The 10,688-nt window shown below is 71.2% G+C and carries 12 protein-coding genes and 1 pseudogene; 4 read left to right on the plus strand and 9 right to left on the minus strand.

Annotated features, from left to right (window positions below; all coding sequences use genetic code 11):
• The coding region (locus ACTIFU_RS16800) for an MFS transporter (protein WP_439579473.1) at nucleotides 1-410 on the minus strand (410 nt) is incomplete at its 3' end.
• 184 nt (nucleotides 411-594) lie between these two features.
• On the opposite strand from ACTIFU_RS16800, the gene ACTIFU_RS16805 reads away from it, so the two are divergent.
• Entirely contained in the window at nucleotides 595-1,281 is a 687-nt protein-coding gene (locus tag ACTIFU_RS16805; RefSeq protein ID WP_439579474.1) for a helix-turn-helix domain-containing protein, read from the plus strand.
• A gap of 170 nt (nucleotides 1,282-1,451) precedes the next feature.
• Here ACTIFU_RS16805 and ACTIFU_RS16810 read toward each other — a convergent pair whose 3' ends face one another.
• From ACTIFU_RS16810 to ACTIFU_RS16825, 4 genes are all read right to left on the minus strand, one after another.
• A complete protein-coding gene (locus ACTIFU_RS16810) occupies nucleotides 1,452-2,546 on the minus strand; it encodes a BsuBI/PstI family type II restriction endonuclease (RefSeq protein WP_439579475.1) in 1,095 nt (364 codons plus the stop codon).
• The gene (locus ACTIFU_RS16815; RefSeq protein ID WP_439579476.1) at nucleotides 2,543-4,066 is read right to left on the minus strand and encodes an HsdM family class I SAM-dependent methyltransferase; all 1,524 of its coding nucleotides are present in this window, start codon (nucleotides 4,064-4,066) and stop codon (nucleotides 2,543-2,545) included. The genes ACTIFU_RS16810 and ACTIFU_RS16815 overlap by 4 nt, the downstream gene beginning before the upstream one ends.
• 366 nt (nucleotides 4,067-4,432) lie before the next feature.
• Complete coding sequence (locus tag ACTIFU_RS16820; RefSeq protein ID WP_439579477.1) at nucleotides 4,433-4,708, minus strand: hypothetical protein; 276 nt, start codon at nucleotides 4,706-4,708, stop codon at nucleotides 4,433-4,435.
• 55 nt (nucleotides 4,709-4,763) lie between these two features.
• Complete coding sequence (locus ACTIFU_RS16825; protein WP_439579478.1) at nucleotides 4,764-5,471, minus strand: DsbA family oxidoreductase; 708 nt, start codon at nucleotides 5,469-5,471, stop codon at nucleotides 4,764-4,766.
• Between the two features lie 84 nt (nucleotides 5,472-5,555).
• Here ACTIFU_RS16825 and ACTIFU_RS16830 point away from each other — a divergent pair, with 84 nt between their 5' ends.
• Entirely contained in the window at nucleotides 5,556-7,244 is a 1,689-nt protein-coding gene (locus tag ACTIFU_RS16830; protein WP_439579479.1) for a methyl-accepting chemotaxis protein, read from the plus strand.
• Nucleotides 7,245-7,262: 18 nt separating this feature from the next.
• Here the strand turns inward: ACTIFU_RS16830 and ACTIFU_RS16835 are convergent, their stop codons facing one another.
• The 3 genes from ACTIFU_RS16835 to def form a co-directional block, all read right to left on the minus strand.
• Nucleotides 7,263-7,481 (minus strand): hypothetical protein, encoded by a 219-nt coding sequence (locus ACTIFU_RS16835; RefSeq protein ID WP_439579480.1) that lies wholly within the window; start codon nucleotides 7,479-7,481, stop codon nucleotides 7,263-7,265.
• Between the two features lie 291 nt (nucleotides 7,482-7,772).
• Entirely contained in the window at nucleotides 7,773-8,411 is a 639-nt protein-coding gene (locus ACTIFU_RS16840; RefSeq protein WP_439579481.1) for a COQ9 family protein, read from the minus strand.
• Between the two features lie 22 nt (nucleotides 8,412-8,433).
• Nucleotides 8,434-9,006 carry a peptide deformylase gene (gene def, locus ACTIFU_RS16845; protein ID WP_439579482.1) on the minus strand — a complete coding sequence of 191 codons (573 nt, stop codon included), beginning with the start codon at nucleotides 9,004-9,006 and terminating at the stop codon, nucleotides 8,434-8,436.
• 197 nt (nucleotides 9,007-9,203) lie between these two features.
• Between def and rpsU the strand changes: the two genes are divergently transcribed.
• Together rpsU and ACTIFU_RS16855 are read left to right on the plus strand one after the other, a co-directional pair.
• Nucleotides 9,204-9,407, plus strand: a complete 204-nt coding sequence (gene rpsU, locus ACTIFU_RS16850; RefSeq protein WP_144182808.1) for a 30S ribosomal protein S21 — start codon at nucleotides 9,204-9,206, stop codon at nucleotides 9,405-9,407.
• Between the two features lie 135 nt (nucleotides 9,408-9,542).
• Entirely contained in the window at nucleotides 9,543-10,109 is a 567-nt protein-coding gene (locus tag ACTIFU_RS16855; RefSeq protein ID WP_439579487.1) for a hypothetical protein, read from the plus strand.
• Between the two features lie 81 nt (nucleotides 10,110-10,190).
• On the opposite strand, the pseudogene ACTIFU_RS16860 reads toward ACTIFU_RS16855, so the two are convergent.
• Nucleotides 10,191-10,535: pseudogene (locus ACTIFU_RS16860) on the minus strand (hypothetical protein); the annotation flags it as partial.
• Between the last annotated feature and the right edge of the window lie 153 nt (nucleotides 10,536-10,688).

The raw sequence follows: 10,688 nt of genomic DNA on the forward strand, positions 1-10,688 counted from the left end.
CCCTGCTTCTCCTTCGGGAACCACTTCGACACGTAGGCGATGCCGACCGCGAAGGAGCCGCCGGCGATGCCGACGCCGAGGGCCGCGATCAGGAAGGTGGTGTAGTCATAGGCGAAGGTGAGCAGGAAGGTGGCGATCGCCGCCGAGACCATCACGCCGACATAGACGATCCGGCCGCCATACTGGTCGGTCCAGATCCCCAGCATGAGGCGGATCAGGCTGCCGGTCAGGATCGGGGTGCCGACCAGCAGGCCGAACTGGGTGTCGTTCAGGTCGAGGTCGCGTTTGATCTGCACGCCGATGATCGAGAAGATCGTCCAGACCGCGAAGCAGACCGTGAAGGCGAGGGTGCTCATCCACATCGCCGCCTGGGCGTCGCGCGGGTGCACCTGGCTGGTGGTCTGGATCATCGCTCCGGCTCCGGTTCCGCCGGCATTCCGGCCGGGGTCGCGCGCAGGCTGGCGCTGGCGTGCCGGGCATCCCTTGCGCTAGGTCAAGGAGCGCGTCCGGGGGCGGGTTTTCTTTCTTGCTGCACCGCACCGCTCAAGCCTCTACTTGATGAAGGTCAAGATCCGGGTGGGTTGGGAAGGGTCGATGTCGCAGGGCAGCACGCTGACACTGGTCCGCGAGACCGAGTTGGCGCGCCGGGTTGGCGAGTCCGCGATGACGCGGCTGGTGAACGGCAGCGTGGTGCAGATCCTGCCGCCGCGCGCGGTGCTGTTCGAGGAGGGCACCGATCCCGAGTTCGTGCATCTGGTGCTGTCGGGGCGGGTGGGGCTGGTGGCGTCGGGCGGCACGGCGCAGGAGGCGGTGATCGAGATCTTCGGTGCGGGGTCGTTGCTGGTGGTGCCGGCGGTGATCCTGTCGCTGCCCTATCTGGTGTCGGGGGTGGTGCTGGCGGAGTCGCGCATCATGCTGATCCGTGCGGCGCTGTTCCGTCGGGCGCTGGACGACGAGCCGGCGCTTGCGCGTGCGGTGGTGGACATGCAGGCGCGGCATTGGCGGCTGCTGATCGAGCAGATCAAGGACCTGAAGCTGAGGCATGCGCCGCAGCGGCTGGCGCAGTGGCTGCTGCGCGAGGCGGAGGCGCAGGGCGGGGCGTTGGTGCAGCTGGGCGAGCCGAAGCGGGTGGTGGCGCGGCGGCTGGGGATGAGTCCGGAGAGTTTCTCGCGCGGCATTGCGGCGTTGGAGGAGGGGGGTGCGATCCGGGTGGAGCGCCGTGCGATCGCGGTGCTGCGGCGGGGTGCGCTGGAGCGGGCCGCGGGGTTGCGGGGGGTGTAAGGGGAGGGTCCAGGGAACTCAGTTCCCTGGCGGGTGGGTACGGGAGGGCGGAGCCCTCCCGTGTGGTTTCCCACCAGGCGACCACCATACCGAATCAAATGCTCTGTCCGACGTGGAGCGGTTCGCGGCGGTTCATGTCCGCTGCGCTGCGATGCGGCGCAACGCCGCGGCTACAGCAGCGCCGCCAATTTTCGGTTGGCGCTCCTGCCGTCGTGCAGTTGCAGCAGCTTGTCGGGTTCGGATACGAACCACGCGAACGAACGCCAAGCGAGCCGAGACATCGTGCGCCTCGCCGGATCGCCGCCGCGGTCCATATAGGCCGTGATGAAGGCCGCGTGTTCGGGCCGATACCGGCGCGGGCTGGCCGCGATCAGATCAAGAAGTGTGCGCAGCCGCTGTTCCGTGACCGGACCGTCCGAGGCCACAACTTCCACGAAGACAAGCAGGGCCTCTCCGGGCCTGTTCGGCGGATCGAGGTCGACGAGCACGACATCGGGCAGGAGCTCGGCGGCATCCAACGTGATGCCGAGTGCCTTCTCCAGCGGGGCATCCCGGAAGGGCCGCTTGTTGGCGCTGTCGCTCACCCATGCCACGCGCGGGTCGCCGAGGAAGGCTGGCGCGAAGACTTCGATCACTGCCTTGGTGATGATCGGGCTCGGGCCGGGCGGCAGGATGATGGACGGACCGCCGGGACATTGGACCGTGATGTTGCCGCTCGCGGTGCTTGCGCTTGCGCGCACCAAGGCGGCGCGCGCCAGGGCGGCGGCCGAGAGATGCGCGCGGCGCCATGCCTCGGCCTCGGCTTCGAGCTGCGCACTGGTCAGTGCTGGATGGAACAGGGCGGCGAACGCGGGCTGCAGAGCGTAACGGCCAGCCGGCGACGTCGTCGGCACGCCTGCCCGTTCCACCATCGCGTTGACCGGGACCAAGCCCTGCCGGATGACCTCGTCGCGCAGCGGTTCGCGTGTGTTCTCCGCGTACCACCGGCCGGGCGGCGAGGGCGCCTTCGCCTTGCTCATCTCCGCGAGATAGGCGCGGCGCGAGGTGTCATCCTGGCACGCCGCCTGCCCATCGCTCATGCGCAGAACATGGCGCGGCGCGAGCCAAGTGTCTGATCCCGCAACGGCGCCGAGATAGAGAGCGGTGAACACCGTCCGCGCCGTCATGTCCCGGACCAGGAAGCCGCGATCGGGCATGCCCTCGGGGAAGATCACCAGCAGCCGCTCGCGCATCTCCTGCCATGGGATCAGCGCGGGCAGGGTCATCCGGTCACACCGTACAGCCGTGCAACGGCCGCCTCGGGATCGGCGGCGGCGAGTGCTGCGAGCAGATCGCAAGCGGCGGGCAGCGGCATCGCTTCCAGCTCCGACGCGCTCACGGCGACGGAGGCGTTGATGCAGCGGAGCACGCGATCAGCAGTAGCGGTGGCGAGGAATGCGGCCAATGCCCGGACCGGGACCGGCGGCTTGGCCACGACCGGCACCACCATGTTGAGATGGTTCTCAACCGTAACGTGTCCGTATCGTATGAGCAGATCCCCGGGCATCTCGGCTGCGATGAGCCGGCGATGCTGTTCCTTCGCGGTCGTGCGCTGAACGAGCACGCAGGGTCGGGTGACGATGTTGGGGTCGCGCGGGCCGGTCGGCTCATACCACGGCGCGTGATTCGTCTTGGTCGCGCGCAGGACGAAGCGGCCGTCCCGGGTCACCGCCTCGGCCCACACCACAGGGATGCGATGCTTGCCCGACGCGTGGTGCAGTCGCGGCTTGTGGCGGTTCCACACCAGCGGCCCGGTGGAGACGCCGTAGCCCCAATCCGCGAGGCGTGCCGGCATCCTGCGCATGTGGTCCACGAACGCGACATCATCGACGCTGCGCGGCAGGGTCCAGGGCGCCTCGGGATCACGCGGCAGGATCAGCGTCCCGGTCGGCTCGACGCGCAGGCCAGTGGGCTCCGCCGATACGATCGCGCACTCGGCGCGATCCGCCCGTCGGCCGCGCCGGAAGGTGGACAGGGCGACCTCCTGCAGGACGTCGGTGAAAACGCCCTTGCGGCTCTCGACGAGATCGAGCGTGATGGGCGGGGCATGCTCGTGCAGCAGGCGACGCAGCGCCTTGAAGTAGTGCCCGGCGAGGAAACTCGCCGGCGTGAGATAGGCGACGATGCCGCCATCGGGTCTCGCGAGGTGGACGGCGAGATCGGTGAAGATGCCGTAGAGGTTCGGATGGCCGTGCAGGCTGCGGGCAAAGCGTGCGCGGAGCGACGGCGTGTCCTTGACCTTGCCGAAGGGGGGATTGCCCATCACGAGGCCGAACTGTCCGGCCGCGTCCTCGATGCTGCCCAGGGCGTCGCGCTGCTCGGCGACCAGTCCGAGGCGCCGTCCGGACGCCGCCACGAAGGGCAGGGCGAGCGCCTCGACGGCGAGGTTCGCAAGCCAGACGGCAAAGGGGTCTGCATCCCAGCCGCGCAGCCGGGATGCGAGCGCGGCAAGCGCGATCGAAGGCTCGATACGCTTCATGGCGGCGAGCATCCGCAGCGCGGCTTCGACGAGGAAGGCGCCGCCGCCGCAGGACGGGTCGATCGCACGGCCCGCGCGCCAGTCGTGGCCGGCGCGCTCGGCCTTGTCCAGCAGGCGGCGCACCAGAGCGGGCGGCGTATAGTAGACGCCGTGCTCGGCGCGATGCGCCTGCGGCAGGGCCTGCGTATAGAGGTGCCCCAGCGCAGCGACAGCCTCGGCGACGGGCAGGCCGGTCAGATCGCGGCCGAAGCTGCGCGCCGCGTGCATCGCCTCGGGCGAGAGTTGGGCGACGGCCGTTCCAGGCGGCAAGGCTGGTGGAGCGAGCTGGTCGGCGCGGTGTTGTCGGGCCTTCGCGTGCCACCAGGCCAGCGCTGCTTCCCGGGCGACTGCGCGGGCGGCCTCCACACTGGCAGCGTTGGCGACGCCGGACAGCGGCACGTGGCGACGCGGCAGGACGGCGTCGGTGCCTGATCGGCGTGCCTGTCTCCGCTGCCCAAGTGCTCCTGTCCGCGCCATCATTCCTGCCCGCGATTCGCACGGAACTATGCCTGTTCGCGGCGGGACCTGACAGCGCCGCGGGCTGACCTGACGGCGACCTTGCGTCCGTGCGCTACAGTTGGTATAGGAATTTTGTCAACAGCCCTCCGTGCGCCCGGGCTCGGCCTCGCCCGCCGCCATCTTCCGCCGCTTGAGGATGCGGAAGGCCTCGGTCAGCACCTCCGAGGTGATGCCGTGCTCGGCGAAGGCCGCGGCGGCCTCGTCCAGCGTCATCTTCAGGGCTGGGCGCAGCAGCAGGGTGCGGTCGGGCTGGATCTCGGCCTGGAAGAAGCGCGGGTTGCCGAGCGCCTGAAGCACCGGGCGCGTGAGGGTGAGCTGGCCTTGGCGGGAGACTTTGAGGACCGTCGGCATGGCGGATAAAGGGATAAAGGAATAAAAGCATAAAGTGAAGCCCCGCCGCGCGGCCTCACATCGCCCCGGCCTGCTCCATCATGGCCACGTCCAACAGACGCTCCAGCACCTCCGGCTCCTGCGCGCCGGCGATCGCGTGCTTCCCCGCCACCACGAAACAGGGCACGCCATTGATGCCCAGGCGGTGCGAGCGCAGGTTCTCGACCAGCACCGTCTCGGTGTCCTCGCCCGAGGCGAGGAAGCCAGCCGCGCCGTGCGCATCCAGCCCGGTCTCGATCGCCACCTGCACCAGGGTGACGCGGTCGCCGATGTCGCGCGCCTCGGCGAAATGGGCGGTGAACAGCGCCTCGACCGTCTCCGCCGCCCGGCCGTCGCGCGCGGCGAAGCGCACCAGGCGATGCGCATCCACGGTCGCCGGCGTGCGCAGGATGCGCTCGAACCGGAACGCCAGCCCCTCCGCCCGGCCGACCTCGGCGATCGCGGCATGCAGCCGGCGGGCGCGGTCCTCGCCGCCGAACTTGCGCTGGATGTAGTCGGCATGCGCGATGCCGCGGGCGGGCATGTCGGGGTTCAGCAGGAAGGGCTGGAAGGTGAGGTCGGCGGCGAGGTCAGGGCGCAGCGCGAGGGTGCGCGTGAGGCGGCGCAGCCCGATCCAGCACCACGGGCAGACGAGGTCGAACACCACCTCGACGGCGAGCCGCTCCGGCGGGCGGGCGAGCATGTTCATGGTGTGACGATAGCCGACCGCGCCGGGGCGCACCATGCCGGGCGCCGCGGCCTGCAACGGTCCGTTAAGCGGATGCGGCGATGGTGCCGCCGTCCCCTGCGATCTCCGTGGAGCCGTTCGATGTCGTTCCTCAAAGCCCTCCGGATCGGGCCGCGTGTGTATCTGTCGCTCGCCCTGCTTGGCCTGGTCACCGTGGGCAGCCTGGCCGCCAGCCTGAGCGCGCTGCGGACCTACGACCGCACGGTGGTCGCGGTGCAGAACGCGGCCGAGCGGACTCAGATCGCCGAGCGGGTGAACGGCCTCGTCTACGCGGTGGTGATGGACAGCCGCGGCGTCTACATGTCGGCCGATACGGCGAAGGCGAAGCCGTTCGCCGACGGGATCCGCCGGTTCCTCGCCGCGATCGAGCGCGATGTGGCGCGCTGGGAGGCGCTGCTGCCGGCCGATCAGCGCGAGGCGTTCGCCGGCGTGAAGGCAGGCACGGCCGATTTCGTGCGGCTGCGCACGGAGCTCGCCCGGCTCGGCACCGAGGACAGCATCGAGGCCGCCAACCGGATCGGCAACAACGACGAGAACCGGCGCAACCGCCAGGCGTTCAACGCGGCGCTCGACCGGGTGGCGCAGGCGACCGCGGCGGAGGTCGAGGCGCTGACGGCGGAGGTGGATGGGCTGTTCGCCCGGCTGTCGCTGTGGCTCGCACTCGGCACAGGCGCGGGGCTGGCGCTCGCCGCGCTGCTCGCCTGGCTGCTGGTGAGCCGCTCGGTGGTGCGGCCGCTGGATGCGGTGACCGAGGCTCTCGGCACGCTGTCGCAGGGCCGCACCGACGTGGTGGTGCCGGGGGCGGAGCGGCACGACGAGCTCGGCCGGCTGGCGCTGACCGCCGAACGGTTCCGGTCGGCGCTGGTCGAGCGCGGGGCGATGGAGCAGGCGCGGCTCGATGAGGTGAAGGCCAAGGAGGCGCGGGCGGCGTCGATGGCCGAGCAGGTCGCGGCGTTCGACGGCACGGCCTCGGGCCTGTTGGGGCGGCTCTCGGAGTCCGCGGCCCGGCTGGATGCGGCGGTGGCGGCGATGCGCCACGTCGCCGAGGTGTCCGCGCAGGGCTCGACCGCGGCGGCCGGGGCGGCCGAAGAGGCGTCGGCAAACGTGCAGACGGTTGCTGCCGCGGCCGAGGAGCTCTCGGCCTCGATCGCCGAGATCACGCGTCAGGTCAGCGAGGCCGCGCGCATTGCCGGCCGTGCGGTCGAGGAGGCGCGGCGCACCGACGGCACGGTGCAGAGCCTTGCCGAGGGCGCGCGCCGGATCGGCGACGTGGTGCGGCTGATCAGCGACATCGCGGGGCAGACCAACCTGCTGGCACTGAACGCGACGATCGAGGCGGCGCGTGCCGGCGAGGCAGGCAAGGGTTTCGCTGTGGTCGCCTCCGAGGTGAAGAATCTCGCCAGCCAGACCGCCAAGGCGACCGAGGAGATCGGGGCCCAGATCGAGGGCATCCAGGGGGCGACCGATCAGGCCGTCACGGCGATCAAGGGCATCGGCGGGGTGATCGAGGAGATCGACCGAATTGCCGCCGCGATCGCAGCCGCGGTCGAGGAGCAGGGGGCGGCAACGCGCGAGATCGCCCGCAACGTTCAGCAGGCGGCCACGGGCACGTCCGAGGTGTCGGCGCGGGTCGCCGATGTCGGCCGGGCGGGTCTCGAGGCCGAGGCACAGGCCGCGAGCCTGGGCGAGGCGGCGAATGCGGTCGCTTCCTCGGCGGGCGGGCTGCGCACCGAGATCGACGCCTTCCTCGGCCGGATCAAGGCGGCCTGAGGCGCGGGCCGCCCAGGCTCAGCGCCAGAGCGGCCGGCCCAGATTGACCTGACGGTTATCGGTGAGCGCGCCGGCCGCAGCGCCGAGCGCGCCGCCGACCACGGCACCCTGAAGCAAGGTCGCGCCGGTGACGGCGCCGACCGCGAGGCCGGCGCCGGCGCCGATCGCAGCCCCGGACAGCGCCCGGTCGCCGACCGTGTTGCCGCAGGCGGCCAGGGTGAGTGCGGCCAGCGCCAAGGCCCAAATCCGTGTCATGCAGGCTCTCCGATCCGACTCGTTCGCGCGCCAGTCTACCGGGAGTTGTGGCGCGACCAAGGCAAACCCGGCCTCGCGACCTCGCCGTCACGCGGCGGCGCTCGCCGCGGCGGCGCAGACACAACGGCGATGCGCGCTACAGTATTCCCAGCACATACAGCAGGATGATCACCGGCAGCGGAACGCCCAGGACCCACAGCAGCACGCCACGCATCGCGCATCTCCATCACCTCTCGCGGTGATGGGGGAACGTGAAGGCTGCGCCCGGGTTCCTCAGGCGCGGCGAAGCCGGCCGAGCAGCCCCAACGGGTCCGGCAGGCGTGCGGCGATGTCGCCGAGGCGCCGCTGCACCTTCGGGATCAGCATCAGGGCCTCGATCCGCCGGTCCAGGAACCGGAGCGTGGCCTCGGCCTCCGGGGTGTCGTCGCGCAGCCAGTAGAGCACCGTCGCGGTGTAGATCACGGCCAGACTGGCGCGCTTCGTGTACCAGGAGAAATCGGCCGAGCGGTCGCCGATTGCCACCCAGATGGCATCGACAGCGCGCGCGGTGACGCGCGTGGCGGCCGCGGCGTTCTGCGGCAGGGCGAGCAGGGCCGTGGCGCGGGCCACCGCTTCCTTGCGTCCCGCGTTCTGCGCGAGCCGGATGCGGATCGCCGTGGTGACGCGGTCGCGGATGCGCATCGATGCCAGATCGAGTCGTGCCAGCTCCTCCGCCATGCGCCGGTCGGCGAGATCGCACCAGGCCTCGATCGCCCCGACCGGGCCGTCGGGGAACAGCAGCGCGAGATCCGCCGGATCGAAGCCGGCATCGGCGAGGCCGGCCCGCAGCGCCTTGCTGGTCCAGCCGTCCAGGGGCACATGCGGCAGCGCCGCCTCGACCGCCCGGTCGCGCTCCTCACTGCGCTCGATCATCCCCATCGCCTGCTCCGTCGCTTCAGCCGTCGCGCCCGCCCGCCTTCGGCGCCTGCGCCGCGGCATGGGCCGCGCGCGCGATCTCCTCGGTGAACCCGAACAGCGCGAAATCGTCCATCCGCATCGGGTAGAGGATGCCGTCGAGATGGTCGAACTCGTGCTGCACCACCCGCGCGTGGAACCCCGTGACGGCGCGCTCGATCCGGTTGCCCTCCAGATCAAGCCCGCGATAGCGCACGCGCGCCGGTCGCGGCACCGCCCCGCGGAGCCCCGGGATCGAGAGGCAGCCCTCCCAGGCGATGTCCACCTCCTCGCCGGCGGGCTCCACCTCGGGGTTGATCAGCACCTGCACGCCCGGGCCTGTCGGCACATCCTCGGGCGAGTCGGTCAGGCGCTCGGGCCGGCAGCGGAACACGAACAGCCGGAGCGGCGCATGCACCTGGGGGGCGGCGAGTCCGGCGCCGTCCGCGTCCAGCAAGGTGTCGACCATATCCGCGATCAGGCGGCGGATCTCGGGTGTGGACGGGTCCTCGATGGGAGAGGCCCGGGTCAGCAGGACCGGATGGCCCATGCGGGCGATCTTCAGGATGGCCATGCAGAGTTCCGCCGCAATTTCTCGACAGATAGGCCGGAACGGCGCTTCCGCAAAGCCGAGGCTCCGGCCTTTCGTATCGGTTGCGCCTGTGCTATCCACCCGACCCCTGAGTCGTTCCCCGGCTCGGGCCTGTTTTTGTGCCCGCAGGTGACCCCGATCCTGGGGAGGGCATGAGAGATGATGGAGGGTGTCTGCACGTGCAGGTTCTGGTTCGTGACAACAATGTCGATCAGGCGCTGAAGGCGCTGAAGAAGAAGATGCAGCGCGAGGGCATCTTCCGCGAGATGAAGCTCCGCCGCCACTACGAGAAGCCGTCCGAGCGCCGCGCGCGCGAGGGCGCCGAGGCCGTGCGCCGCGCCCGCAAGCTGGAGCGCAAGCGGCTGGAGCGGGAAGGCTTCTGACCCCGACCCAGAGGGGGCGCTCTTCCCAGGTGTTGTGCAAACCGCGGTTCGGGCTGGTCCGGGACCGCGGTTCGGTTGTCCGGGGTCGGGCGATTCGTAAGGCAGTGATGCTCGTCAGGCAGTGATGCGGCATTCATGGATCTGATCCGCGCGACGGTCGGGGCGTCCTGGGCGCTGATCCGCTGGCTGGGCAGGCTTGTCCTGGTCCTGCTGATGCCCTGGCGCTGGTTCCGGCGCCGTCCTGCCCCTGGGCCCGTCCCGGCGCCGGCGCCAGAGGCGCCGAGCGAGCCCGAGATCGAGGACACCTGGCCCGAGATGCCGCGCACCGGCCGGCCCGGCACCGCGACCGACGAGCAGGTCGAGGCGCTGATGGCCTTGCGCATCGTCCCCGCCCCGCCCTGTCGCGACCTGCACGACTATTCGCGCGAGGAGGCGGCCGCGATCCTCGACGCGATCGCGTTCGCCCGCGAGGCCGCCTCCCAGGTCACCGGCGGCGAGGACGAGGAGGCGCCGCCGGAGGCGCTGACGGCGCTGCTGAATGACCTCGTCGGCGAGACGCTGTCGGACGACGAGCTTCGGAACTTCGCGCTGCGTTGGGCGAAGAGCGGCAAGCCGACGCCGATCCGCGAGAACACGACCTTCGAGAAGGCGCGCACGGTCGTGCTGCGCTACTGGCAGCCGCGCCAGACGGCCGCTAGCTGAGCATCGGCAGTCGCGCCGGTCTGTCGGCAGGCATCCAGACGACGGCATCACGAGCGAGGTCGCGCCCGAGCGCGGCCGCCATCGGCCCGTATCGTTGCCCCCTGCGCCTTCCAGGAACGGCCACCCATGCACCGCGACCTGTGGGCGCAGCCGTGCCATCGCCGCGGCGTTCGTCGCGTCGTCGTGGCGTTCGCCAGGTGGGTTGCGCGCGGTGACGAACGGGGCCCCCGCGTGCCCGAGCCCGTGGAGCCACGCCTGTGAGCGCGGCGCGGCCGCGCCGATCCGGACCGTCTCGGCGCCGTCCGGGTGGTCGACGCGGTACCACGCCGCGCCGTAGGCTGCGATCAGCGACGGCGGCAGGCACGCACCGTGCGTCGGCACTGCGCCCGCGCTAGCGTCCTCGTCGTGCGCGCCGTCCTCGCCCATCCCGTCTATCGCCGACTCCTGCTGGCCCAGATCGTCTCCCTGCTCGGCACGGGGCTCGCGACCGTCGCGCTGGCGCTGGTCGCGCACGACCTGGCCGGGCCGCGCGCGGCGTCCGTGCTCGGCACCGCGCTCGCGATCAAGATGATGGCCTAT

The organism is Elioraea sp. (genome assembly GCF_051860475.1).
In the GTDB taxonomy this organism is placed as follows: domain Bacteria; phylum Pseudomonadota; class Alphaproteobacteria; order Acetobacterales; family Acetobacteraceae; genus Elioraea.

Excerpts from the sequence above, each read along its gene's own strand:
- ACTIFU_RS16820 (WP_439579477.1), bottom strand. The coding sequence starts at position 4,708 with ATGCCGACGGTCCTCAAAGTCTCCCGCCAAGGCCAGCTCACCCTCACG.
- def (WP_439579482.1), bottom strand. The coding sequence starts at position 9,006 with ATGGCCATCCTGAAGATCGCCCGCATGGGCCATCCGGTCCTGCTGACC.
- ACTIFU_RS16840 (WP_439579481.1), bottom strand. The coding sequence starts at position 8,411 with ATGATCGAGCGCAGTGAGGAGCGCGACCGGGCGGTCGAGGCGGCGCTG.
- ACTIFU_RS16830 (WP_439579479.1), top strand. The coding sequence starts at position 5,556 with ATGTCGTTCCTCAAAGCCCTCCGGATCGGGCCGCGTGTGTATCTGTCG.
- ACTIFU_RS16825 (WP_439579478.1), bottom strand. The coding sequence starts at position 5,471 with ATGGTGCGCCCCGGCGCGGTCGGCTATCGTCACACCATGAACATGCTC.
- ACTIFU_RS16805 (WP_439579474.1), top strand. The coding sequence starts at position 595 with ATGTCGCAGGGCAGCACGCTGACACTGGTCCGCGAGACCGAGTTGGCG.
- ACTIFU_RS16810 (WP_439579475.1), bottom strand. The coding sequence starts at position 2,546 with ATGACCCTGCCCGCGCTGATCCCATGGCAGGAGATGCGCGAGCGGCTG.
- ACTIFU_RS16855 (WP_439579487.1), top strand. The coding sequence starts at position 9,543 with ATGGATCTGATCCGCGCGACGGTCGGGGCGTCCTGGGCGCTGATCCGC.
- ACTIFU_RS16815 (WP_439579476.1), bottom strand. The coding sequence starts at position 4,066 with ATGCACGCGGCGCGCAGCTTCGGCCGCGATCTGACCGGCCTGCCCGTC.